Raw genomic sequence first — 24568 nt, forward strand, 5'->3', positions numbered from 1 at the left:
GGCGCGGGCGCGGCGGGCCCGGGCGGCCGGTCGCCACGACGGGTGGTCACTACAGTGGCGGGATGGAACTGGCGATGTGGGGCGAAGCGACCGGTCAGGGCTGGTCGCAGATCGGGGAGTTGGGGCTCGCGTTCGTGCTGTCGGCGGCGATCGGGCTCGAACGCGAGGTGCGGCAGAAGAGCGCGGGGATGCGCACCCACACGCTCGTCGGGCTCGGTGCGGCGCTGATCATGCTGGTGTCGAAGTACGGCTTCAGCGACGTGCTCGGCGGCCACACCGTGCTGGACCCCTCGCGGGTGGCGGCCCAGATCGTCTCCGGTATCGGCTTCATCGGCGGCGGGCTGATCTTCGTCCGGCAGGACGTGGTGCGGGGGCTGACCACGGCGGCGGTGGTGTGGATGACGGCCGCGATCGGCATGGCGGCGGGCGCCGGGCTGCCGGTGCTGGCGCTGGTCGTGGCGGGCGCGCACTTCCTGATCGTGCTCGGCTTCGCGCCGCTGGCCGCCCGCATCCCCGGCTCGACCCGGTCCCCCGCCTGGCTGAGGCTGGACTACGAGGACGGCCGCGGGGTGCTGCGGACCGCGTTGGAGTCCTGCACGAGCATGGGCTTCAACGTCGTCGACCTGTCCGCCGAGCACGACCACGAACCCGAGCACCGCGGCGGCGTCACGGTGCACCTGACGGTGCAGGGGCCGCGGCCGGTGGTGGAGCTCGCGTCGGCGCTCGCGGAGATCGAGGGCGTGCACCGGGTGAGCACGACGCAGGACGACGCCATCGAGTAGCTTCCGGGCGCCCCCTCCCATTCAGTTGCTTGCCTCCAGCAATTAATATAAGTTGCTGAAGGCAAACAAATACTTATCGGACAACAGGGGGCGAGGACGACGGACACGCAGACGAGCGGGACGGCGCGGAGCACCGCGCCCCTGGACACGACCGGGAGCGTGGACCCCACCGCCACCGCCACCGCGGACCCGACCGGAACCGCGGGCGCGACCGGAACCGCGGGCGCGACCGGCACCACGACCGGCACCACGACCGGGAGCACGGCCCCGACCGGCGCCGCCTCCCCCGGACCCGACGCGGCCCACCCCGCCGACGTCGTCATGGAGAGCGCCGCCGTCGGCGACGAGATGGCCCGGCTGATGCGGCTGGTCGGGGCGTGGAAGCAGCGGGTGCGGGACGAGGGGTGGGGCGACCGGCTGCTGCTGGGGCGGCTCACCGAGGGCGGTCCGCGCAGGGCCACCGACCTCGCCGCCGACACCCTGCTCGACCTGTCCACCGTGAGCCGGCAGATCCGCTCGCTGGTCGAGCGGGGCCTGGTCGAGCGGCGCCCCGATCCCGAGGACGGCCGCGGCGCCCTGCTCTCCCCCACCGGGCAGGGGCTCGCCGCGGTGGAGCGCTACCGCGCGCAGCGCGACCAGAAGCTGGCCGACGCGCTCGCCTCCTGGCCGAGCCGGGACCGCAGGGAGTTCGGCCGCCTGCTGGCCCGCTTCAACGACGACTTCGGCGAGCTGCACGTGCGGCCCGTGTGCGCGCCCGGCCACCAGCAGGGCCCCGCCGCGCCCCGGCCATGACCGCGCCGCCGCGCCCACGCCGGGCGCGCGCGCACCGGGCGGCGCCGCCGCCACCCCCTCCGACTTCCGCACCACTGCCGGGCCCGCACCCCGGGTCAGATCGAGGAGAGCAGCGAAGTGAGCAGTAGCAGCCGGACCTCACCACCGTCAGGGGCGGCCTCGAACCCCCCGGCGCCCGCGGCCGGCCCGGCGCCGGGCGGGCTGACCCACCGCCAGATCCTGACCATCCTCAGCGGCCTGATGCTGGGCATGTTCCTGGCCGCGCTCGACCAGACCATCGTCAGCACCGCGATCCGCACCATCGCCGACGACCTGCACGGCCTGAACCAGCAGGCGTGGACCACCACCGCCTACCTGATCACGTCGACCATCACCACCCCGCTCTACGGCAAGCTGTCCGACATACACGGCCGCAAGCCGTACTTCATCGCCGCGATCAGCATCTTCATCGTGGGCTCGGTGCTGTGCACCTTCTCCACCTCGATGATCGAACTGGCGGTCTTCCGCGCCTTCCAGGGCATCGGGGCCGGCGGTCTGATGTCACTGGCGCTGGCGATCATCGGCGACATCGTGCCGCCGCGCGAACGGGCCCGCTACCAGGGCTACATCCTCGCGGTCTTCGCCACCTCCAGCGTGGCCGGGCCGCTGATCGGCGGGTTCCTCGCCGGCCAGTCCTCGGTGCTGGCGATCGCCGGCTGGCGCTGGGTGTTCCTGGTGAACGTGCCGATCGGCATCATCGGGCTCTTCGTCGTGGCGAGGGTGCTCAACGTGCCGCACACCCGGCGCGAGCACCGCATCGACTGGTGGGGCGCGCTGACCATCGTGCTCGGCGTGGTGCCGCTGCTGCTCATCGCCGAGCAGGGCGAGTCGTGGGGCTGGCTCTCCGCGCGGGCCCTGGTCTGCTACGTGGTCGGCGTCGTCGGGGTGGTCGCCTGGGTCCTCGTCGAGCGGCGCATGGGCGACGAGGCGCTGATCCCGATGCGGCTGTTCCGCAACACCGTCTTCAGCCGGACCAGCCTGCTCAGCCTGCTGGTCGGCATGGTGATGTTCGGCGGGATGCTGATGATCCCGCAGTACCTCCAGATCGTGAAGGGCGCGAGCCCGACCAGGTCGGGTCTGGAGATGCTGCCGCTGATGCTCGGAATGATGAGCGCCTCGATCGGCACCGGCCAGATCGTCTCCAGGACGGGGCGCTACAAGATCTTCCCGGTGATCGGCACCGCGCTGATGATCGTCTCCATGCTGCTGTTCCACTACAAGGTGCAGTGGAACACCCCGCTGCCCGAGACCATGGTGTTCATGGCGCTGATGGGCGCCGGGCTCGGCCTGACCATGCAGACGCTGGTGCTGGCGGTGCAGAACGCGGTCCCACCGCAGGACATGGGCACCGCGACCGCGTCGGCGACGTTCTTCCGCCAGCTCGGCGGCACCGCGGGCACCGCGATCTTCCTGTCCGTGCTCTTCAGCACGGTCGGCGGCAAGATCACCACGGCGCTCGGCAGGGCGAAGACGCACCCGGACTTCCAGAAGGCGCTCGCCGAGCACCCGGACGCGCTGTCGCCGCAGAGCGCCAGGTCGGTGGTCACCGACTCGTCCTTCCTCAAGCGCCTCGACCCGGCGCTGGCCGCGCCCTTCAAGCAGGGGTTCGCCGACTCGATGCACCTGGTGTTCATCATCGTCGCCGGGGTCGCCGTGCTCGCCTTCCTCCTGATGCTCACCATCAAGGAGGTCCCGCTCCGCAGGCTCTCCGGCGCCCAGGCCCGCGCCCAGGCCGAGGCCGAGGCGGCCGCGGCCAAGGAGCTGTAGGCGCCGGGGCAGGAAGCCACGGGCCGCACGTACGGAGCACCGCCGCTGCCGCCCCTGCCGACCCGCCCCCGCGGGTACGGTCAGGGGCGGCGCGGGCGGCGGACCACCACGGTGCGGGCGGCGGTGTCGAAGGCGCCGTGGTGGTAGGGCCGCTCGGTGAGGACGTTGCCGAGCCGGCTGAGCACGACCACGACGTTCAGCAGCGGGACCAGCCAGCCCATCACCGCCATGGAGCGCGCCCGCCGCACCGCCTGCCGCCAGGTCGGCCGCGCGTGGCCGTCCCAGAGGCGGGCCACGCGCAGCCCGGTCAGCAGCATCCCGGGGGTACCGCCCCAGAGCGTCGCGAACACGGCGCCGTAGAACGTCAGCCAGACGAACCCGAGCAGCCAGAAGGCGAGCAGGAACCAGCCCTGGCCGTCGGGGTCCACCGAGTACTGGAGCCCGGCGGCGAGTGTTCCGGGCGCGGCGAGGGAGGCCGCGGCGATCACCAGGTCGAGCACCAGCGCGGTGAAGCGCCGTCCGGTGGCGGCCAGTTCGACGGTGGTGACGTCGCCGCCACCCGTCGGAGCCCGGCCGGCCAGCCCCGCGCAGGCGTATGCCGTGCGGGAGTGCGCAGGGGGTTCCGCCGTGAGCGGGTGCCGCTTGCGCTGCGCCTCGCGGGCCCGCTCGACCCGCGCGATCCGGTCCGCTCCGCGCATGCCCTCCAACGTCTCCATCGCTCCCCACTCTCGACGTCACAGGCGGTGCGCACGCCGGGCACCGCGCAGCCGGCGGGGCGATCCTGGCACAACCTTCCCGGACGCCCCCACCAAGATCTTCCCAAGTCTGCGCCGCGATGCCATCTCCGGGGAACCACAAGGGCGTTGACGGCGTCCCCGACCGACCGGCGCGGGAGGGCCCGGAGCACGGCACGAAGACGAAGGCGAAGGCTGTCCGCCTCGCCATGGAGGACGCCGTCAAGCGCCATCTGCGGCAGGAGTTCTTCGACGCCATGGACGCAGGCGAACTCGACTTCAGCGAGATCGTGGAGACCACCGGCCCGCGCGACGCCGACGGCTCCCTGAAGCGCCACAACGGTCAGAACGGCGACCCCGCCGCCTGATGCAGGACCGCTACCTGATCGACCAGTCCGCCCTGGCACGCTGGACGAAGCCCGGGGTGAAGACCGTCCTCACGCCGCTCCACGAGCGCTGCCTCCTCGCCGTCTGCCAACCCACCGAGTACGAGATGGTGCACTCGGCGCGGGACACCACGGAGGCGACCCGCATCAGCACCTGGCTCCACGCCTTCGACTACCTGCCGACCGACGAGGACGCCTTCAGCCGGGCCCTGGAGATCCAGCGCCATGCGCTCGACGCGGGCTTCCACCGCGCCCTGTCCCTTCCGGACCTGCTGATCGCCGCCACCGCCGCGCTGAACGGCCGGACCGTGCTCCACTACGACGGCGACTTCGACATGATCGCCTCCCTCACCGGTCAGCCCACCCGATGGGTCGTCCCGCTCGGCACCGCCGACCGCTGAGCGCCCCCCACGCCGACCCCCTCTTTCCGGAGTTCGCACCGACGTCCCCACGGATCCGGACTCCTCGCGGCCGGGCGGGGGGCGCTGGTTGCCGCAGCCGATCAGGCCGGGGGCTCCGGGGCGGAGTGGGGAATCAGGTGGGGCGGGGGGCCGCCGGCGCGGTGTAGTAGGACGGGCGGTCGATGTCGCGCAGGAGTCCCGGGCCCACGGGCTCCCAGCCGAGCCGCTGCCGGGTGAGCGTGCTGGACGCGGGGCCGTCGGACTGCGCGAAGTACGCGAGGACGCCGAAGTGCGCGGCCGCCTCGTCGGCGCCGAGGGAGGTCACCGGGACGCAGAGGCGGCGGCCGATGACCTCGGCGACGTCCCGGAAGGGCACCCCCTCCTCCGCCACCGCGTGGTGGCGCGCCCCGGGGACCGCCGCTTCGAGCGCGAGCCGGTAGACGCGGGCGGCGTCCGCGTGGTGGACGGCGGGCCAGCGGTTGCCGCCGTCGCCGACGTACGCCGAGACCCCCGTGCGGACGGCGACGTCGATGTAGCGGGGGACGGTGAACCGGTCGCCGTCGCCGTGCACGCAGGGCAGGCGCACCACCGACACGCACACACCGTCCTCGACGAGGGCCGCGGCGGTCAGCTCGGCGTCGCGGCCGAACGGCCCCGCGGGCCGCGGCAGGTCGTCCTCGGTGACGGGCCGTCCCGGTTGTTCCGGGACCACCGGCGCGAACCCGGCCGTGACCACCAGCGGGCGGCCGCTGCCGGCCAGTACGCCGCCGATCGCCCGCAGCGCGGACCGCTCCGTCCGGCCGTTCTCGGCGAACCGCGCCAGGTCGGCGGTGTCGAAGGCGGTGTGCACGACGCCGTCGGCCCCGGACGCCCCGGCCCGCAGGCTGTCCAGGTCCTCCAGCGAACCGCGGTGCGGCGTCGCGCCGGCCGCCGCGAGCACGGCGGCGGACGCGTCGGACCGGGCGAGCCCGAGCACCTGGTGGCCGGCGCCGACCAGGTCGCGTACGACGGCGCCGCCGACGAAACCCGAGCCGCCGGTGACGAAGACGCGCATCAGGCCGCCCCGCCGCCCGGCCGCCGCGGGCCCATGTAGTCGCGGATCCGCGCCATCCGGCCGTCGCGCAGGGTGATGATCCAGACGTAGCGCAGGTCGAACGGGTCACCGCCGGCGGCGTCGTGGTGGTGCCCCTCGGCCTCCACCACGACCTCGTCGCCGATCTCGCGGGCCCGCACCCCGCTGAGGGTGCCGAAGCGCACGTGCCCGAGGACCACGGTCAGGTAGGCCCGGATGGCCTCCCGGCCCTCGATGCGCTCGGGCGCCCCGGGCGCGGCGAACGGGAACTCGTGCACCGCGTCCTCGGTGAGCGTGTCCGTCCAGGCGTCGACGTCGCCCGCGGCCAGTCCCTCCATGGCGTCGGACAACCACGGAGGAAGGGTGTTGGTCGGCATGAGAACCTCCCCTACGATTCGGACTGTGAGTCCTGAACACCGTACCACCAATACGGACCGGCAGTCCGAAACTGGGGGGCGGCGGCCCGGCCGGCCCTCGTTCCCCCGCGAGCTCGTCCTGGCTGCGGCGGAGCGCCTGTTCGCCGGGGCCAACGCGCCCAAGGCGGTCACCATGGACGACATCGCCGCGGCCGCGGGCGTCGGCAAGGGCACCCTGTTCCGCGCCTTCGGCAGCCGTGACGGCCTGCTCGACGCGCTCTTCGCCGCGCAGGCGGCCCCGCTGCGCGCCGAACTCGAACGGGAGGGCTCGCCCGTCGGCCCCGAGGTGCCGCCCCTCGAACGGGTGCTGGCGGTGCTCGACGCGCTGGTGTCGTTCAAGTTCGCCCACCGGCACCTCACCGCCGCGCGCGAACTGGCGGGCTCCGGGCTGCTCACGTCGCCCCACTACGTGTGGATGCACGACACGCTGCGCGGGATGGTCGAGGAGATCGGTCCCCCCGCAGTCGAGTCGGCCGCCTCCGCCGACTACACCGCGCACGTCCTGCTCGGGGCCCTGCGGGTGGACCTGCTCGACGAGCTGCTCGCGTCCGGCCGCTCCCCCGCCGACATCCGCGGTGACCTGGCGGCGCTGGCACGGCGCGTGCTCACCGTCTGAGCCCGGCCGGCGCGGCCGGTCCGGGCACGACGTCCACGACCGACCAGCGATGAGTCCGGGGCCGCCCGGGCGTCTACCCCCCTGACAGGGCGCCCGGCGGAGGACCCGGCAGGACGCCCCTTGGGACCCCGACACCTCAGGAGCGAGCCATGGGCCTCATCCACATCGAACTGTTCACCACGCTCGACCTCGTCGGGCAGGCCCCCGGCGGCCCGGACGAGGACCCGGAGGGGTTCCCGTTCGGGGGCTGGCAGGCGCCCTTGGTGGACGAGGTCACCGGAGCGCAGATCGCCGCGGCGTACGAGGGCACGGACGCCCTCCTGCTCGGCCGGCGCACGTACGACATCTTCGCCGCGTACTGGCCGCACCAGGAGGGCGGCGAGGACAACGCGATCGCCACGCTCTTCAACGGCATCCCGAAGTACGTGGCCTCGCGCGGCCGCCCCGACCTCGCGTGGGCCGGGTCCACGCAGCTCGGCCCGGATCTGGCGGGCGCGGTGCGCGAGGTCCGCGACCGGCACCGGAACGTGAAGGTCGTCGGGAGCCTGGACCTGGTGCAGTCCCTGCTGCGCGAGAAGCTCTTCGACCGCCTCGACCTGTGGGTGCACCCGATCGTGCTGGGCGTCGGGAAGAAGCTGTTCGACGGAGGCGCGGTGCCCACCAGCCTCACGCTCCTGGACCCGCCGGCCGCGGGCCCGAAGGGCACCGTCCACCTGCGCTACGGCCTCGCGGAGGGCACCCCCGGGACGGGCGACATGTCCGCCCCCGACCGCGGCCTCGACCGGTGACCGCCCCCTGACGGGGTACCGAGTCCGGAAAGCGCGGGAAACGCGGAACGCGGGAACACCGGACGCGGGAAACGCGTCCGCCGCCCCTGGCGGCAGCCGGGGGCGGTGGACGGGAGTGGCGGGCCGCTCAGCGGCGGCCCCGTCGGGCGCGCGTCAGGCGGCGCCGCCGGCCTTGAGCGCGGCCGCGATCTCGACCGCACGGCGGGCCTGGTGGCGGGCCGCCTGCAACGTCACGTCACCGGGCATGCCCTCGCCGGCCACGTGGGACGTGCCGTAGGGGTTGCCCGCCTGGAACTGGACGGGGTCGGTGTAGCCGGGGGGCACGATGACGCCGCCCCAGTGGTAGAAGGTGTTCGCCAGCGCCAGGATGGTGGACTCCTGGCCGCCGTGGGCGGTGTTGGAGGCGGCGAACGCCGAGTACACCTTGCCCGCGAGCTTGCCCTCGAACCACAGCGGACCGGTGGTCTCGATGAACGCCCGCAACTGGCTGGCCGGGTTGCCGAAACGGGTGGGGGTGCCGAAGAGCACCACGTCGGCCCACGTCAGGTCGTCATGGCTCGCCAGGGCGATGTCGGCGGTGTCCTGGAGGTGCTGGGCCCACTCCTGGCGGGAGTTGACCGCCTCCGGCGGAGCCGTCTCCGCGACCCTGCGCAGCCGCACCTGCGCGCCGGCCTTCTCCGCGCCCTCGACGGCCGCCTGCGCCAGGGCATGCACATTGCCTGTGGAACTGTAGTAAATGATCGCGACGTTAACGGAGTCCGACATCGGCTCGCTTCCTTCATCACCGGGATAGTGTTTCGTTCATCCGTTAAGACGACGTAGCCCTGCGCGATGTGAGGCGGCGTTCCCACCCGGCGGTTCACCGGGACGTCCCGTCGGGCCGGGCGGGGGCGGAGCGACCAAGGGAGCCGGCGAGACCATGACCTACTTATCCGGGTCCGAGCACGAGCGGTCCGATCCGGGACTGAGCGCGATCATGAGCGAGCGTCCCCGGCTGATCAACCTCACCTACCGGCTCCTCGGCTCGCTGACCGAGGCCGAGGACGTCGTGCAGGAGACCTGCGCCCGCTGGTACGCCATGGCCCCCGCGCAGCGGAAGGGCATCGTGTCCCCCGGCAGTTGGCTGACGACCGTCGCCAGCCGCATCTGCCTCGACCTGCTCGGTTCGGCGCGCGCCAGGCGCGAGCAGTACGTCGGCGAGTGGGTCCCCGAGCCGCTGCCCGACCGCACGGAGTGGATCAGCGGGCGGTGGGGCGGCGCCACCGCGGTCGACCCGGCGGAACGCGTCACCATCGACGAGTCGGTCGACATGGCGTTCCTCGTGGTGCTCGACGTGATGACCCCGGCCGAGCGCGTCGCGTTCATCCTGCACGACGTCTTCCGCTACTCCTTCGCGGAGGTGGCCGAGATCGTCGGCCGGACCTCCGCGGCGTGCCGCCAGCTTGCGTCGTCGGCCCGGCGGCGCATCCGCGCGTCGCAGTCCGTCGCGGCGCCGTCGGCCCGGCGCGCCGCGACCGTCAGGGCGTTCAAGCAGGCGTGGGAGTCCCAGGACATCGACGCCCTCATCGGGCTGCTGCACCCCGAGGCCACGGCGACCGGCGACGGCGGCGGGCTCGTGCCGGCCGCGCTCCACCCGGTCCGGGGCGCCGAGCAGGTCGCGCGCTTCTTCGCCGACCGGATCGACGCGGTGTCCAGCGTGACGTTCCTGGAGAGCATGGTCAACGGCCAGCCGGGACTGATCGCCCAGGCCGACGGCGTCTGTGTGTCGGTGCTGGCGTTCGACGTCGACGGGGACCGCATCAAAGGGATCTGGGCGGTGCTCAATCCCGACAAGCTCCGGCTCTGGCGGGCGAGCTGACCGGTGCCCGGGTGCCCCGGGCCGACCGGCCGCCGGTGGGCCACCGCCTCCGGCCCGGCTCGGGGGCGGGCCGGAGGCGGCCACGGGCGGGGGTGCGGACGCCGCGGTTCCGCCCGGTCGGCGTGGGCGACGGGAGCGGCGGGCACGGCCGGCCGGGCGGAGGGGCCGGGTCCGGCCTCGCGGCGCGCAGGACGGCACGGTGCAGGCGCGGTGTCCCGCTGCGCCGGCGGAACGGTCCGTTCCGCGGTCCCCGGCCGGCGCGCGCGGCCGCCTGAGCGGCCCCGACCGCACGGCCCCTTCACGGACGGGCTCCGGCCGGCTCCGCGTCCCGCCCGCCCGGCCGCTCGCCGCCGGGCCGCCGGCCGGTTCTCCCGCCGGGAACGCTTCCGAGGGTTTTCCCATGAGTGTCACAGGGTCCTCACACGTACAGAGGGGAAGGGCGGCGGCCCGTCCGGGTGACGGCGGCGCCGGCGAGCGGGCCGCGTACCTCCTCGCCGTCTCCGGTCACGGCCTCCGCCCCAACGCATCACCGTCGTCCGCGTGAGATCGCTCGACCTTCCCACCCCGCCGACTTGGAAGAATCAACGACATGGCTGACGTGAGATTCGTTAGGACCACGTTCGACACCCCGTCGGAGTTATTCCGGTGGACCGGAGTACAGCCGCCCAGGGCACAGGGCGTCGCACCCCCCGCGGTGGAGTTCAGAGCCCTGGGCCCGTTGGAGGCGCTGGTTGCCGGGCGGGCGGTGAGCCTGGGGACGCCCAAGCAGCGCCGGCTGATCGCGTTGCTGGTCAGCCGGGTCGGCCAGCCGGTGCCGGTGGACGTGATGCTGGAGGCCCTGTGGGCCGGGTCCCCGCCCCCCTCGGCGAAGACCTCGCTCCAGGCGTACGTGGCCAATCTCCGCAGGGTGCTGGAGCCGGGCCGGGCGCCCAGGACGCCCTCGACGGTGCTGCGCACCACCGACCGGGGCTACCAGTTGGACGCCCGGGCGGTCGAGGTGGACGTCAACCGCTTCGAGCAGCACGCCACTTCGGGATGGCAGGCGTGGAACCGGGGCGAACCGCACCAGGCGCTCGGCGAGTTCGAGGCCGGACTGGCGTGGTGGCGCGGCGAGGCGTACACGGAGGTGTCCCAGTCCGTCCATGTGGCGGCGGAGGTGACACGGCTGGAGGAGTTGCGGCTGTCCGTGGTGGAGGGGCGCTGCGCGGCGCTGCTGGCCGTGGGGGCCCACGAGATGGCGGCCGCCGAACTGGAGGGCTTCATGCAGGCCCATCCGCTGCGCGAGTACGGCTGCGAGCTCCTCAGCCTGGCGCTGTACCGGTCCGGGCGGCAGGCCGACGCGCTGGCGGTGCTCCGCACCAACCAGAGGCGCCTGGGAGAGGAACTGGGCATCGACCCCGTACCGGCGCTGCAACACCTCGAACGGGAGATCCTGAGCCACACCCCGGCGCTGGACTGGCGTCCGGCCCTGGACGGCCCGGCCGTCACCTCGCCGGGCCGGCCGGCGGTCGCACCGCGGGTCCGCGTGCCGGCCCAGTCGTGGCGCCGGGCAGCCGTGGAGGAGGACGCCTTCGTCGGCCGCGAGGACGCGCTCCGGCAGTTGGACGCGGCGACGGCGGCGGCGGCGCTCGGGCGGGGACAGGTGGTGACCGTGTCCGGTGAACCCGGCATCGGCAAGACCAGCCTGCTGCGGCGCCTGACCTCGGCGGCGGGCGCGCCGGTGCTGTGGGGTTCCTACCCGGCCCACGTCGCCACGCCGCCGTTGTGGCCCTGGCGGCAGGTGCTGGACATGGCGGGTGCCCACGGCCCGCGGCGCCCCGTCCCGAGCGCCGTCGCCGAAGTGCTCAACGGGGAGATCCCGCTCCCGCGGGACGGCGCGGACCCGGGCGCCGCCACCTCGCGGCGGTTGGAGGTGATCGCGGACTACCTGATCGGCGCGGCCGAGGTCACGCCGCTGGTGATCGTCCTCGACGGGCTGCACCAGGCGGACCCGGGGTCGCTGCGGCTGCTGGCGCGCCTGACCGGGTCGGTGCGGGCCAGCCGCCTCCTGGTGGCGGTGTCCTACCGCTCCAACGAGGGGGCGCACCTGGCCAGGACGGCGACGGCGCCGAGAGGAGCGGAGACGACGCGCGTAGAGCTGGGCGGCCTGAGCGACGCGGAGACCCGGGCTCTGGCGAGCGCGCTGCTCCGCCGCGAGGTGAGCGCGGCCACCGCCCGGCAGTTACGGGGCCGCACCGGCGGCAACCCGTTCTACCTGCGCGAACTCGTCAAGGTACTCGACGGCCAGGACGACCCGGGCCGGGCCCGCACGGCACCGGTGCCCGGGCCGGTGCGCGAGATGGTGCTCGGCCGCGTCGCACGACTCGCCCCGGCCGCGGGCGAGTTGCTGTCCGTCGCCGCCGTCTCCGGTCCCGGCTTCACCGTCGACGTCGTCGCGGAGGTCTCCTCGACCGAGTACGGGCGGGCGCTCGGGATCGTCGGCACCCTGGTCGCCGCGGGCCTGGTACGCGAGGACCAGCAGCGGCCGGGCTGGTACTCCTTCGTCCACGGCCTGACCGCCGACGTGCTGTTCCACGAGATGGGGCGGCTGCGCCGGGTCCACCTGCTGCGCCGGGCCCGCACCGCGGCGGCCCGGCCGAGGAAGGCGCGGGAGCCCGGCGACCCCGGGTGACGGGGCCGGGCCGCGCGACGCTCGCGCGGCCCGGCCGCACCGCGGCTTGACGCCGGGTTGACGCTTGTTTGACGCCCCGTTGGCGCGGTGCGGCCGGGCGGCGCGCACACCCGCGCCGGCGCACCGCCAAGCGGACGCCAAGTCGACGGACAGTCCGCTTCAAGCCCCATGGACCACACTGATGGACCTGCACCTCAGCGGAACGGTTCGGCCACGTCAGACAGGCGTCAGCACGGAACTCAGGAGGACGCATGTCCGAGACCGCCGGGCCCTCCCACCACTCCGCCGACCGGGCGGTCGGCAGTGACGCAGCGTCCCTGCCGACCGCCCGGTCCGCCGACGCGCTCTCCCCGGTCGGCACCGGACCGAGATGTCCGCGAGGGAACGCGACCCTCCGAGCCGAGTGACCGCTCTTCCGCCCGGATCCCCCTCCTGCACGACGCGTCACCCGCCCGCGGAACCGCGGTGGGCGGCACGTCGGATCCAGCGGACGGGGCAGCCGGGCGGGCCGCGCCGGGGCGCCCCGACAACACCCGGAGGACAGTCCGTGACGACAACGATATCAACCATGGCGAGCGAACTGACGGATTCCAGGGGAAACATGAAGATTCAGCTGCTTGGCGCGCTGCGCGCCGAGGTCAACGGGGAGTCGATCGTGCCGACGGCCGGCAAACCGCGGCAGATCCTGTCCCTGCTCGCCCTCCGGCCCAGACAGGTGGTGCCGGTTCCCACCCTCATGGAGGAGTTATGGGGGGCCGAGCCGCCGCAGAGCGCGCTCGCCACCCTCCAGACCTACGTCCTGCACTTACGCCGGCACCTCCGCACCGCCATGGGGCCCGACACCCCGGCCACGGCCAAGGAGGTGCTCGCCACCCGGCACCACGGCTACGTGATGGAGACACCCGCCGAGAGCGTCGACGTGCACACCTACGAACACGAGGTCGCGGAGGGCCTGTCGGCCTTCGAGGTCGGCGACGACGCCGTCGCCGCCGACCGCTTCCGGCGCGCGCTCGGCCTGTGGCAGGGGCCGGCGCTCGTCGACGTACGGGTCGGGCCCGTCCTCAGGATCGAGGTCCTCCGGCTGGAGGAGAGCCGGCTCGGCACCGTCGAGCGGCGGATCGACGCCGACCTCCGGCTCGGCCGGCACACCCAGCTCCTCCCGGAACTCACCGAACTGACCGCACGCCACCCGCAGCACGAGGGCCTGCACTCGCAGGCCATGGTGGCGCTGTACCGGTCCGGGCGGCAGGGATCGGCCCTGGAGGTCTACCGGACGCTGCGCATCCGGCTGATCGAGGAACTGGGCGTCGAGCCCTCGCCCCAGATCCAGCGGCTGCACCAGGCGATGCTGGCGGTCGACCCCCAACTCGACGTGATCGCGGGGCCTCGCCACATCTCGACCTTCGACCTCTACGCCGCGTGAGTCCCCCCGGAGGCCCGGCGGTTCCCGCGGGCCCCGCCGGACTCCAGGGGCCCGCCGGACTCCGGGGGCCGCGGCGACCTGGCGCCCCCGGACCGGTCAGCCCCGCTTGACCGCGGAGATGACGACGCGGTTGATGATGGCGTCCGCCGGGATGTCCGCGGGGTCCTTGGCGGTCACCCCCGTGACCTCGAACCCGCTCTCCTCCAGCCAGCGCCGGTAGGTGGACGCCTTCTGGAGGCCGCCGCGCCCCATGACGCAGCCGAGGATGTAGGCGGGGAAGAAGTCGGCCTGGTAGTCGCCGGGGTCCGCGACGTCCTCGGGATACACCGGCGCGAGGACGACGATCCGCCCACCGGGCTCCAGCGCCCGGTGGGCGTTCCCGAAGATGGTGCGGACGTCGTCCTTGTCGTACATGTCCACGAAGTGCTTGAGCAGCATCACGTCGTAGCCCGTCGGGAGGGACTCCAGGATGTCCCCGCCGGCGAAGGAGCAGTGCTCCGACAGGCCCTGCTCCTCGAAGTTCCGCAGGCACTCGGCTTCGAGGAAGGGCCGGTCGAAGGTGGTCACCCGGAGGTCCGGCCCCTTCGACTGGTAGGTCATGATCGCGCCGAGCCCGTTGCCGCCCTGCACGTCGAGCACCCGCGCCCCGGCCGGGACGTCGAAGCTGCCGAAGAACCAGGGGTAGACGCTGGCGGTCTCGTTGCGGGCCAGCGGCCCCCACGCGCCGCGCACCTCCGCGACCGTGGCCGCCGCCTCGAACATGGTGCCCTCGAAGCCGTAGAGCTCCTTCAGGCCGACCACGCTGCCGGTCCTGACGCTCTCGGGGAGGTAGTAGAGCTGCCGGAGCATGCCGGTCCTGACCATGCCCATGAAGGTCAGGGCACGCTGGAGGTCGGCGTCGGCGACGTCCGCGAGCGCGGCGAGGGTGTAGCGGCCGGTGGCCTCGTCCTGGGCGACGAAGCCCTCCTTGACCAGCAGGTACAGCAACTGCTCCACCGCGTCGGGCTTCGCGCCCACGGTGGCGCCGAGTTCGGCCGCGGTCAGGCCGGACTCCTTGCGCAGCGCCTCGACGATGCCGAGCTCGAAGCACGCGAAGAGGTTCATGAAGCGGGTGGGCCCCACCATGTACTCACGCATCCGGGCGAGTACGCGTTCAGCATTGGACACAACTGTCCCCTCGGGTTCGGTTTCTCGGGTGGGCCCCGCCCTGGCCCTGTACGCCAGGACCTCGTGCTCTCGGAGCACCGAGTATCGGTCGCGGTGCTGGAGCGACGATCGAGCGGGACTGTGGCGCCGCTCCGGTCGGCCCGGGTAAGGGCGCGCGACCGGGGGGCGCGGGTACGGGCAGGTGCAGGTACGGATACGGGCGCGGGTGCGGGTACCGGCGGGCGGCGGGCGCGGAAGGACGCGTCCGGCGTCATGTCACGCGTCGTGGCCCCGGTCCCGGGCCGCGTACGAGCGCAGCGCGCGCAGGAGGTCCGTCCGGCGGAAGTCGGGCCACAGCACCTCGACGAAGTGGACCTCCCCGGAGGCGGGCTGCCGGAGCAGGAAGCCGGACAGCCGCTGCTCGGCGGAGGTGCGGATGACGAAGTCGGCGTCGCCCGCCGGAGCCGGGAAGCGGAGGTGGCCGGAGAGGTCCGGGAGGTCGAAGTCCTCCGCCAGGTCGCGCGGGTCGCCGCCGGCGGAGACGTGCTGCCGGAAGGCGGCCCTGACCGTGTCCACGATCTCGCTGCGCCCGGACCGGCCGACCGCCACGCCGACGCTGAGGCCCGTCCGGCTGGCGGTGCGCGCGACCGCCTCCTCCAGGGTCCGCACGGTCTCCTCCGGCAGCCGGTCCAGGGGGCCCGCCACCTCGATCCGCCAGTCCTCGTCGGCCGTGCACATGCAGGCCACGGTCTCCTCGACGACGCCGCTCAGCGGCCCGGACCGGTCCGGCGTCCGGTGGGCGGAGGTGTCGTCGGGGAGCACCCACACGGTGACGTGCCGGATGCCCGCGGCGTCGCACCAGCGCAGCACGTCACGGATCTTCGCGCCGCCGGCGCGGGAGCCGGCGGCGGTGTGCCCGGTGCCGGTCTGCCCGGTGCCGCGGTCCCCCCGGCCGTCGGCGTCCAGCAGGATGGCGACGTGCCGTGGCCGCGGGCCGCCGTCCAGTGCGCGCGTCAGGCGCCGGACGTACAGGGCCTCCGTCGCCGAACGCAGCATTCTCAGCGCCACGAGCCCTGTCCCTTCGTCCCCACCGGCGGCGGCCGGCGGCGCCGGCGCGGGTCACCGTACCGCCGGCGCGGAGCCGGGGCCATCGTGCCGGTGTGCGCCCGCCCGGCTCCGGTGGGCCGGGGCACGCGCCGGCGCGGACGCCGGGCGGTGTCCGCGCCGGGCGGCCCCGGGCCGGGCGGCCCCGGGCCGGGGACGGACCACCGGACCGCCCGACCGACCGAACCGACCGACCGGACCGACCGGACCGACCGGACCGACCGGGCCCACCGGGTACGCGCCACCGGGCGCCCGCCACGGGGCACGCGCCACCGGAGCCGGGCTCGGCCTCAGGCGTTGCGGTAGGCGACCCGCCGGGCCATGGCCGCGAGTTCCCCGCGCCACACCGCTTCCAGCGGCGCGTCGGCGATGGCCTTGCAGCCGCGCTCGACGAGATGGGCGATGTGCCGCTCGACGTCGGCGGGGACGCCCGTGTCCAGGAGGCGGCGGCGCACCTCCTCGGAGGTGTGGCCCGGCTCCGTGATCAGGCCGTGGATGTGATCGTCGCGCTGCATCGCCCACCCCAGCAGCAGCGTCATCTTGTGCTGGGTGAAGTCGAGGCCGGTGGGCTTGCCGGTGTCGGCGGAGTCGCCGAAGGCGTCCAGCAGGTCGTCCCGGAGCTGGAACGCCTCGCCCACCGCCTCGCCGTACTCCTCGAAGGCGGGGGCGAGGTCGTCGCGGCCCGCCGCGTTCGCGCCCACCACGAGGGGGCGGTGGATGGTGTAGCGGCCGGACTTGATCCTGGCGATCAGGCGCGAGCCCTTGGGGTCGACCGAGAACTCGGCCGCCGCGTGGACGTCCAGGTACTGGCCGATCATCACTTCGGACCGCAGCCTGTTCCACTCCGGGACCACCGCCGCCGGCGCCTGGGCCATCAACTCCTCGGAGTAGACGAGCGCGAGGTCGCCGACCAGCAGGGCCACGCCTTCGCCGTACCGGCGTGACTCCCCCTGCCAGCCGCGGTCGGCGTGCAGCTCCGCGTGCGCCGTGTGGACGGTCGGCACCCCGCGCCGCCGGCTGGAGTCGTCCAGGACGTCGTCGTGGACGAGGGCGGAGACGTGCAGCAGTTCCAGGGCCGCGCCCGCCGCCACGATGCCGGGGTCGCCGGGGTCCCCGCCGGCGGCGAGGTAGCCGGCGACGCAGAAGGCCGGCCGCAGGCGCTTGCCGCCCGACGCGACCAGCGTGGACAGCTCGTCCACGGGGACGGCCGCCCGTTCGTGCACCCCGGCCCACACGTCGTGCTCGGCCGCGAGATGGGATCGCAGCCTGTCCTCGATACGGCGGAGCAGGTCCGCGCTGGTGCGGCGGGCGAGGCCGGCGGCCTCCTCGCCGATGTCGGCGGTCATGTCGGACGTCACGGATATCTCCTCAAGTTCAGATGGAGCGGCACTCGAGCGGGAGCGCTCCGGTGCCGGCCGGCCGGGCGGCGGCGGCTCGGCCGGGTGCACGCCCCGGCCCTGGTGACGACGCCTGCGCGGGCGAATCCGGGGGTTTCTCTCCGGTGAAGATCGACCGGAAAATGAGAGCGTTGACATCGGGATATGCCCCGTGTAATTCTCCTGTGCATCCGGGTCGGATCCGAACGGACAACTCCGAGGGCACGCAATGTTCGCGACCCGCCCGCTCCACCGGACACGCGCCCCTGCTCGCCGATCCCGCGTCAGATCCCTTAACGGCCTCTCTCTTCCCACGAGCCGTCGGCCCGACTGCGACCGCCATTCCGTCCGGGTGGTCCCGGTCATTTCCGACGACCGGCGGACAAGCCAGCTCAGAAAGGCGATCGAATGCAGTCACGCACCTGTCCCGGAACCCCGCAACAGGGACACGGCATTGCGGCCGAATCCTTCCTCAGCCCCGCGCGGCTCCGGCATCTGAAGGGCAACCTGGCCGCGCTTCCCGGCCTCTACCAGGAGACGTTGCACCACATATCGCCCGTATCACGGCAGATGCACCAGACGCGGGTCTCCGGCAGCCGGAACACGGACCAGTTGAGCATGTCCGCCCTCGACGCCCGGCAGAACATCCTCGCCATTCTCGAGTCGTGGGCCGATCTCGTCGTCGACAAACACGGAGGCGAAATCCTGACACGCTCGGTCCCACACCTGACATATTTCCTGATGCGCAACCTCGGATGGCTGACCGCACAACCGCAGGCGGCGGATTTCGCGGACGAAATCGATGGCCTCCGATTAGAACTCCTGCGTACCATCGACCCGGAGCCCGCCGAACCGGACCTGCTCACCTGGGATTGCGTGGTGGCCGGATGCGGGGGAAAGATCACCACGCCCACTCAGCACGTCGGGAACTCGGACGGGAAAAGCGTCCGGTGTTCGTCGGGACACACCTGGGAGATTCACGAATGGATCACTCTGCGACCGCTGATGGCACGGCAGGGGAAGGCCGCCCGCCCGTGAGGAGGCCGCCACGCCACCGGTTGCTGCCCACGAGTGCGGCCGCGCTGGCCGCGGGGGTGTCGGAGGCGACGATCCGCAAGTGGGTGAGCCGCGGGAAGATCACCCGCTACGGGACGCCGGGCCGGTCCCAGTTCGACATCGACGAGATCATGCAGATCGTGATGCGGCGCGGGCCCCGGCCGGCGCGGGCCGGCGGCCTCGCGCCGGGGTCCGGGCCGCGCCAGGACGCTCACGCCGCGCCTCCGCCCGGGGGCAGCGGACGCGACAGCGCGCGGTCCGTCAGCGGGCCCGCGGCCCCCGCGTAGGCGTCCGGCTCGAACAGGTCGGCCGACCGGGCCTCGGCGAGCGCCGCCGAGGCCCGGCTGTCCTGCCGCAGGACGTCGGCCAGCGGCTCGCCGGTGCGCGCCGAGCGGGCGGACGCCTCGTTCAGCAGATCGCGGGCCAGCGCCTTGCCGAGGGCCGGGGCGAGCACCGCGGCGATCCGCTCGGAGACGATCAGGCCCGCCGTCAGGCGCGTGTTGGCCCGCATCCGTGACGGGTCGACCGACAGGTGGCAGACGAGTTCCACCGTCTGGTGCGCGGCGCCCCCGGCCAGCCGCAGCAGCGCGCGCAGCGGCTCCCATTCGGCGTGCCAGGCGCCGGCGGACCGCTCGTCCTCGCTCGGCAGGCAGCCGAGCACCGTCGCGGCGAGTTGCGGCGCCTGGAGCGCGGCGGACCTGACGGCCGTCGCCAGCACGGGGTTGCGCTTGTGCGGCATCGCCGACGACGCGCCCCGGCCGCCGGGCGACGGCTCGTACACCTCGCCCACCTCGGTCCGGGTCAGCGCCAGCACGTCGACGGCGATCTTGCCGAGGGCTCCGCACAGGAAGGCCGCGGCGGTGGCCGTGTCCACCACGGGGGTGCGCAGCACGTGCCATGGCAGGAGGGGGGCGGACAGCCCCAGTTCGGCCGCGAACGCGTCGGTCAGCTCCTCGACGTAGGCGGCCGGGTCGGCCCCCGGCGCGTACGCGAGGTACCCGGCCAGGGTGCCGGCGGCGCCGCCGAGTTGGACCGGGAGCCCGCCGGCGCTCAGCGCGTCGAGCTTGTCCACCGCGTCCAGGACGAGATGGCGCCAGCCCGCCGCTTTGAGGCCGAAGGTGGTGGGCACCGCGTGCAGGCCCAGCGTCCGGCCCGCGACCAGGGTGTCGCGGTGCTCCCGGGCGAGTACGGCCAGCGCCTCCGCCACGCGGGCGAGGTCCGCGCGGATCAGCCGCAGGGCCCGGCCGACGACCAGGACGGTCGCGGTGTCGAGGATGTCCTGGCTGGTCGAGCCCCGGTGCACGTACGCCGCCGCCGCCGGGTCCCGGTCGGCCACCACCGCGGTGAACTCCCGCACCAGCGCCACCACGGGGTTGGCGGACTCCCGCGACTGCCGTGCCAGGGCGGCCAGGTCGAGGTGTTCGGCGCGCGCGGCCCGGGTGATGGCCCGGGCGGCGGACGACGGCACCGTGCCGAGCCGGGCCTGCGCCCGGCTGAGCGCCGCCTCGGCGTCCAGCATGGCCTGGAGCCAGGCCCCGTCGGACACCGCGGCCAGGACGGGTGTCGCCGCCCAGACCGGGGACAGCAGACCGGGGTCCGCCGCCGGCGGCGCCCCGTCGGTCCCGAGGTCCGCGCCGGGTCCGGTGTCAGTGAACATAGTCCAGTCCTTGTCCTGTGTGGGCCTGCTGTCCGCTCCCGGGCTGTGCGCCGGCGGTCCGCCCGCCCCCGGTCTGCCCGCCGCCCGCCTCGGCGCCGGCGGCCGGCGCCGAGGCGGCCGCGGCGACCGGTCCGGCCGCTCCCGCACAGGCGAGGACCGCGCGGGCGATGGCGTCGGACTCCACCAACGTCACCGAGTTGACGCCCGGCCTGATGCCCGCGGCCGTCACCCAGTGCACCGACTCGGTGGGCACGCCGAAGGCGAAGCGGCGCGGATGGGCCCGGCCGGCCGCGTCGACCAGGTGGAACGGCCGCCCGGTGACGGCCAGTCCGTCGCTCTCGTAGGCGCGGCCGGAGCGCCTGCGGATGCGGAAGGCGGCGCACTGCCCGGTCGCCAGCAGCCGGCGCAGCAGCGGATCCTCCGTCCGGCTCAGCGAGATGTCGGGCAGGCGCGCCTCGACGAGCGCGTCCACCCGGATCGCCGAACCGGGCACGAGCGGGGAGTCGGCGTGGTACCGGTCGCCGTCGACGGCCACCCGCAGGCCCGGTCCGACCACCTTCAGCACGCCGGCCTCGATGAGGGCGGTCATCTCCTCGACCCGCTGCCCGGGCGGCCCGATCGACAGGAACGCGTTGAGCGGGGTGTACCAGTCGTCCAGGTCGGCGCGGTGGGAGTCGCCGTGCAGGCCCCCGTGGTCGACCGCGAGGCGGACCTCGTTGCGCAGGTCCCGCAGCACGTCGAGCGCGGCCTTCAGCGGGCCGCTGACGTTGCCGCGCCTGGCGTCCGAGACGTCCTTGCGCAGGTGGTCCAGGAGCCAGCCGGTGAAGTCCTCCGGGCCGGCGAACTCCCGGTCCCGGTAGGGGCGGGCGATCAGGTCCCAGTCCCAGCGGTACTTCTCGCCCACGCCGTACGCCGCCAGGACGGCGTCCTTGTCCCGCTCCCCCGGCCCCGCCGCCAGGAACTCGTCCTGGAAGCGCTCCGCCGTGAGCGTGTGCCCGCGTGAGGCGAACAGCGTCCGGTAGTAGACCGTCTCGACCTCGCGGGAGATCAGCGGCCACAGGTCCTTCCTGAAGTCCAGTCCCGAGTCCCGGTGGGCGGCGCGCAGTTCCGCGACGCGGTCGGCGGTGAGCAGCAGCGGCTCGTGCCGGCCGTGCGGGCCCTTCTCGTTGTCGCCCCGGGCCTGGTAGGGGACGCCGCGCCGGGACCCGGCGTGCAGGACCGGTTCGCGCCCGCTGGGGCGGTACACCAGCCGGCCGGCGGCGGCCCGGGCGAAGGATCCCCCGCGGCCGACGGTGAGTTCGGCCATGTAGTCGAAGAAGTTCAGCCCGAGGCCGCGCAGCAGCACCTCGGTACCCGGGGGGAGCACGTCCAGGTCGACGTCCGCCGGGTTGGACGGCGGGACGTGCAGGAGCCCCGCCGTCCGGGCCCGGGCGGCGAAGCGCCGCTCGGCGGTGCCGGCGGTGGCGGGCAGGTGTCCCTGGCACAGGATCACGGCGTGCAGGCCCGCGAGCACGGTCCCGTCGGCGAGCGTCACCCGCTGGAGCCCGCCGTCCCCGGCGTCCGGGTCGTCGTCGAGCGCCACCGCGAGGGAGGCGTGGGTGCTGACGGTCACTCCCGCGGGCGCGCCCTCCACGGTGCGCCGGTAGGCCCATCGCAGGTACCGGCCGTAGAAGGCGCGGGTCGGGTAGGTGTCCGGGGTCAGCGCGCGGGCCTCGTCGAGGACGTGGGCGGGGACGCCGTCCCCGAGCCGGCCCGCGACGACCTCCACGGCCCACTCGTACAGGCTCGGCCCCGGTTCCAGCGGGCCGCGCAGGTCCACGGAGGCGTCGGTGAAGACCGAGATCTGTCCGGCCACGGTGTTCATGAGCAGGTGACGGGACTGGTCGGTGCGCCACACCTTGCCGGAGCCGGGCGGGTAGGGGTCGACCAGATGGACGTGGACAGTGCTGCCCTCGGGCTGCGAGCGGGCGTTGGCGCAGAGCCGTTCGACCACCGAGAGCCCGCGCGGGCCGCCGCCTATCAGGCCCACGGTGCAGTGTCTCGTTGTCATGGTTCCTGTTTCTGCCGATGGCTGGAACCCAGCGCGAGGCCGCGGTGGCGCCGGGCTGCTGACGAGTGCGGTGACCGCGGGGGCCGGTCGGGGGGCTCGCGGCGTCCGGTCCGCCGGTCCGGCGGCCGCCACCGGCCGCGCAGGTGCCGGCCTCACCACTCGACCAGTGCGAATCCGACCGCCATGCCGCCGCCGAAACCGGCCAGCAGGATCAGGTCGCCGGGTCGGAAGGCGCCCGAGCGAGCGGCTTCGGCCAGGGTGATCGGGATGGAGGCGGCTCCCGTGTTGCCGTAGCGCGTCAGCGTGAGGTGCATGGTCGCCCTGGGCAGGGCGAGTTCGGCGAAGACGGCGTCGAGCATGACGCCGTTGGCCTGGTGCGGCACGAAGTGGGCGACGTCGCCGGGACCGACACCGCTCTCGTGCAGGAACTGCTTGGTCAGCAGGGGCAGGCGGTCCTCGACGAAGGCGCGCACCGCCCGGCCGTCCATGGTGAAGAACTGGAGGCCGGCGTCCAGGGCGGCCCGGTCGACGGGCTGCCGGCTGCCCCCGGCGGGCACCTCGATCAGGCTCGAGAGCTCGCCGAAGGTGTGCGCGGAGATGTCGCGGACCCGCGCTCCCCCCTTGAGGCCCAGGACCATCGCACCGGCGCCGTCGCCGAACAGGACGACCGTCCTGCGGTCGGCCGGGTTCAGGATGCGCGAGTACACGTCGGCACCGATGACCAGCGCGCACCCGCCCCGCCGGCGGAGCACGCCCTCGGCCGCGGCGAGCGCGAACACCTCGCCGGAGCACACGGCGTTGACGTCGAACGCGGCCGCGTCGACGGCCCCGAGCAGGTGCTGCACGTAGGCGGCGGTGGGCGGTTGGGGGCGGTCGGGCGTGGAGGTGGCGACGATGATCACCGACAGGTCGGCGGCGGTGATCCCGGCCGACCGCAGGGCCGCCCGCCCGGCGGCCGCGGCCAGGTCCGAGGTCGCCTGCCCGGGGGCGGCCCAGCGGCGCTCCCGGATCGCGGTCTTGCGGACGACCCAGGCGTCGTCGACGCCCGCCTCGGCCGCGGCCTCGTCGTTGGAGACGACCCGGTCCGGCACATGTGCGCCCGTACCGAGGATCCCGATGCCGGTCATGGGCCCGCCTTCCCCTCGCGTGGTCGTGGTTGGGTGGTGCGATCGGCCGCGAGGCCGCGGCCGTCCCGGCGGGCGTACGGCCCCGCGCACGCGGGGCCCCGGCCGCGGACGGGTGGCCGGACAGGCCCTGGCTAACGTGCCTCGTAGACGCGCTTGTGACCGCGCAGGGCCGCCAGCCGGAAGGGGCCGGTGGTCTCGGCCGGGACGAGGTGGTCCCCGCCGTCGGGCGGGAAGGAGTGCCCGTGCAGTTCGCGGTAGCGGGCGTGGCCGACCTCCTTGCGCCGGTCGATCGCCTCGCGGTTCGCCGCGGTGCGCAGGTGCTCCCGGTATCCGGGGGCGACGGTGCCGGCGAAGAACTCGGCGACGCTGCCCGAGCCGTAGCTGAGGAAGCCGACCGCCCGGCCGGTCAGGTCGTCCGCCTGGTCGAGCAGCGCGGCGAGGGCCAGGTACACCGAGGCCGTGTAGCTGTTGCCGATGACGTTGTTGTAGGCCGTGGTCAGCCCGAGGTGCCGGGTGATCCGCTCCTCGTCGATGTCGTGCCCGCAGTAGTTCAGGAGCTGGCGGTGGGCCTTGTAGGCCATCTTCGTGAACGGCTGGTGGTAGCAGAACGCGGCGAACTCCTCCAGGGACCGGCCGCCCTGCTCCGTGTAGTCCTTCCAGCTTCCCTCCACCGCCAGCAGGTAGGCGCCGATGGACTCCTGCCCGTCGACCAGGGCCGTCTCCCGGTAGTTCGGCCGCCAGAAGTCCATGACGTCGGCGGTGAACACGCCCGACGGGTCCTCGACGCGCACCAGCGCCGGATCGGTGCCGACCAGCATGGCCACGGCGGCCGCGCCCTGGGTGGCCTCACCGGGGCTGTCCACGTCGTACCGGGAGACGTCGGAGGCGATCACGAGGACGCGCTGCGCCGGGTCGCGGCGTACCAGGCCGATGGCGAACTGCAGGGCCGCCGTCGCCGCGTAGCACGCCTGCTTGAGTTCCACGACCCGGGTGGCCGCGGGCAGTCCGAGCAGGGAGTGGACGTAGATGCCGGCCGACTTCGCCTGGTCGATCGAGGACTCCGTGGCGAAGATGATCGTCCGGATGCCGTCGCCGCCGTGCCGGGCGATGATGGGCGCCGCCGCGGCCGCGCCCATGGTCACGATGTCCTCGTCGGCGGCCGGCACGCTCATCGACCGCTGGCCGATGCCCACGTGGTACTTGCCGACGTCGGTGCCGTTGTACTCGGCGAGGACCGTGTGCGGCAGGACGAACTCGGTCGTCGCTAACGACAGGTCGTGAATGCCTATGGCGGAATCGTTGGCCAT

The 24568-nt window shown here is 74.0% G+C and carries 22 protein-coding genes; 11 read left to right on the forward strand and 11 right to left on the reverse strand.

Annotation, left to right across the window (positions count from 1 at the left end; genetic code table 11):
• The first annotated feature begins 62 nt into the window (after positions 1-62).
• The 3 genes from RVR_RS14585 to RVR_RS14595 all read left to right on the forward strand — a co-directional run bounded on the left by RVR_RS14585 (position 63) and on the right by RVR_RS14595 (position 3380).
• Complete coding sequence (locus RVR_RS14585; protein WP_202234269.1) at positions 63-782, forward strand: MgtC/SapB family protein; 720 nt, start codon at positions 63-65, stop codon at positions 780-782.
• Between the two features lie 159 nt (positions 783-941).
• Positions 942-1574, forward strand: coding sequence for a MarR family winged helix-turn-helix transcriptional regulator (locus RVR_RS14590; RefSeq protein WP_237404740.1), 633 nt, complete (start codon positions 942-944; stop codon positions 1572-1574).
• 117 nt (positions 1575-1691) lie between these two features.
• Positions 1692-3380 carry an MDR family MFS transporter gene (locus tag RVR_RS14595; protein WP_430393135.1) on the forward strand — a complete coding sequence of 563 codons (1689 nt, stop codon included), beginning with the start codon at positions 1692-1694 and terminating at the stop codon, positions 3378-3380.
• An 80-nt stretch (positions 3381-3460) separates the two neighbouring features.
• Here the strand turns inward: RVR_RS14595 and RVR_RS14600 are convergent, their stop codons facing one another.
• Complete coding sequence (locus RVR_RS14600; protein ID WP_202234270.1) at positions 3461-4096, reverse strand: RDD family protein; 636 nt, start codon at positions 4094-4096, stop codon at positions 3461-3463.
• Between the two features lie 119 nt (positions 4097-4215).
• Here RVR_RS14600 and RVR_RS14605 point away from each other — a divergent pair, with 119 nt between their 5' ends.
• Both RVR_RS14605 and RVR_RS14610 read left to right on the forward strand, forming a co-directional pair.
• The gene (locus RVR_RS14605) at positions 4216-4482 is read left to right on the forward strand and encodes a type II toxin-antitoxin system VapB family antitoxin (RefSeq protein WP_237404741.1); all 267 of its coding nucleotides are present in this window, start codon (positions 4216-4218) and stop codon (positions 4480-4482) included.
• Positions 4482-4901 (forward strand): PIN domain nuclease, encoded by a 420-nt coding sequence (locus RVR_RS14610; RefSeq protein WP_202234271.1) that lies wholly within the window; start codon positions 4482-4484, stop codon positions 4899-4901. The genes RVR_RS14605 and RVR_RS14610 overlap by 1 nt, the downstream gene beginning before the upstream one ends.
• A gap of 133 nt (positions 4902-5034) precedes the next feature.
• On the opposite strand, the gene RVR_RS14615 is transcribed toward RVR_RS14610, so the two are convergent.
• Both RVR_RS14615 and RVR_RS14620 read right to left on the reverse strand, forming a co-directional pair.
• Positions 5035-5955, reverse strand: coding sequence for an SDR family oxidoreductase (locus RVR_RS14615; RefSeq protein ID WP_202234272.1), 921 nt, complete (start codon positions 5953-5955; stop codon positions 5035-5037).
• Positions 5955-6350, reverse strand: coding sequence for a nuclear transport factor 2 family protein (locus RVR_RS14620; RefSeq protein WP_202234273.1), 396 nt, complete (start codon positions 6348-6350; stop codon positions 5955-5957). The genes RVR_RS14615 and RVR_RS14620 overlap by 1 nt, the downstream gene beginning before the upstream one ends.
• A gap of 25 nt (positions 6351-6375) precedes the next feature.
• Here RVR_RS14620 and RVR_RS14625 point away from each other — a divergent pair, with 25 nt between their 5' ends.
• Positions 6376-7005, forward strand: a complete 630-nt coding sequence (locus tag RVR_RS14625) for a TetR/AcrR family transcriptional regulator (protein ID WP_237404742.1) — start codon at positions 6376-6378, stop codon at positions 7003-7005.
• Between the two features lie 149 nt (positions 7006-7154).
• Entirely contained in the window at positions 7155-7793 is a 639-nt protein-coding gene (locus tag RVR_RS14630) for a dihydrofolate reductase family protein (protein ID WP_202234275.1), read from the forward strand.
• 153 nt (positions 7794-7946) lie between these two features.
• Here RVR_RS14630 and wrbA read toward each other — a convergent pair whose 3' ends face one another.
• Positions 7947-8558 (reverse strand): NAD(P)H:quinone oxidoreductase, encoded by a 612-nt coding sequence (gene wrbA, locus RVR_RS14635; protein WP_202234276.1) that lies wholly within the window; start codon positions 8556-8558, stop codon positions 7947-7949.
• Between the two features lie 154 nt (positions 8559-8712).
• Between wrbA and sigJ the strand changes: the two genes are divergently transcribed.
• From sigJ to RVR_RS14650, 3 genes are all read left to right on the forward strand, one after another.
• Complete coding sequence (gene sigJ / locus RVR_RS14640) at positions 8713-9651, forward strand: RNA polymerase sigma factor SigJ (RefSeq protein ID WP_202234277.1); 939 nt, start codon at positions 8713-8715, stop codon at positions 9649-9651.
• Positions 9652-10240: 589 nt separating this feature from the next.
• Positions 10241-12322 (forward strand): ATP-binding protein, encoded by a 2082-nt coding sequence (locus RVR_RS14645; RefSeq protein ID WP_202234278.1) that lies wholly within the window; start codon positions 10241-10243, stop codon positions 12320-12322.
• 601 nt (positions 12323-12923) lie between these two features.
• Positions 12924-13745: an AfsR/SARP family transcriptional regulator gene (locus tag RVR_RS14650; protein ID WP_202234279.1), complete on the forward strand. Its 822-nt coding sequence runs from the start codon at positions 12924-12926 to the stop codon at positions 13743-13745.
• Between the two features lie 96 nt (positions 13746-13841).
• Here RVR_RS14650 and RVR_RS14655 read toward each other — a convergent pair whose 3' ends face one another.
• The 3 genes from RVR_RS14655 to RVR_RS14665 all read right to left on the reverse strand — a co-directional run bounded on the left by RVR_RS14655 (position 13842) and on the right by RVR_RS14665 (position 17353).
• Positions 13842-14912 (reverse strand): acetylserotonin O-methyltransferase, encoded by a 1071-nt coding sequence (locus tag RVR_RS14655; protein ID WP_237404743.1) that lies wholly within the window; start codon positions 14910-14912, stop codon positions 13842-13844.
• 255 nt (positions 14913-15167) lie between these two features.
• Positions 15168-15959: an undecaprenyl diphosphate synthase family protein gene (locus RVR_RS14660; RefSeq protein ID WP_237404744.1), complete on the reverse strand. Its 792-nt coding sequence runs from the start codon at positions 15957-15959 to the stop codon at positions 15168-15170.
• A 326-nt stretch (positions 15960-16285) separates the two neighbouring features.
• On the reverse strand, positions 16286-17353 hold the full coding sequence (locus tag RVR_RS14665) for a polyprenyl synthetase family protein (RefSeq protein ID WP_237404745.1): 1068 nt from the start codon (positions 17351-17353) through the stop codon (positions 16286-16288).
• 426 nt (positions 17354-17779) lie between these two features.
• Between RVR_RS14665 and RVR_RS14670 the strand changes: the two genes are divergently transcribed.
• On the forward strand, positions 17780-18409 hold the full coding sequence (locus RVR_RS14670; protein WP_237404746.1) for a hypothetical protein: 630 nt from the start codon (positions 17780-17782) through the stop codon (positions 18407-18409).
• A gap of 229 nt (positions 18410-18638) precedes the next feature.
• Here RVR_RS14670 and RVR_RS14675 read toward each other — a convergent pair whose 3' ends face one another.
• The 4 genes from RVR_RS14675 to RVR_RS14690 form a co-directional block, all read right to left on the reverse strand.
• Positions 18639-20084 carry a nitrosuccinate lyase gene (locus RVR_RS14675; RefSeq protein ID WP_202234280.1) on the reverse strand — a complete coding sequence of 482 codons (1446 nt, stop codon included), beginning with the start codon at positions 20082-20084 and terminating at the stop codon, positions 18639-18641.
• Entirely contained in the window at positions 20074-22134 is a 2061-nt protein-coding gene (locus tag RVR_RS14680) for an FAD/NAD(P)-binding protein (protein ID WP_202234281.1), read from the reverse strand. Before RVR_RS14680 ends, RVR_RS14675 begins: the two co-directional genes overlap by 11 nt.
• A gap of 152 nt (positions 22135-22286) precedes the next feature.
• Positions 22287-23261 carry a 3-oxoacyl-ACP synthase III family protein gene (locus tag RVR_RS14685; protein ID WP_202234282.1) on the reverse strand — a complete coding sequence of 325 codons (975 nt, stop codon included), beginning with the start codon at positions 23259-23261 and terminating at the stop codon, positions 22287-22289.
• Positions 23262-23392: 131 nt separating this feature from the next.
• Positions 23393-24568, reverse strand: a complete 1176-nt coding sequence (locus tag RVR_RS14690; RefSeq protein ID WP_202234283.1) for a hydroxymethylglutaryl-CoA synthase — start codon at positions 24566-24568, stop codon at positions 23393-23395.

The sequence above is a fragment of the Streptomyces sp. SN-593 genome, from assembly GCF_016756395.1.
Taxonomy (GTDB): Bacteria; Actinomycetota; Actinomycetes; order Streptomycetales; family Streptomycetaceae; genus Actinacidiphila; species Actinacidiphila reveromycinica.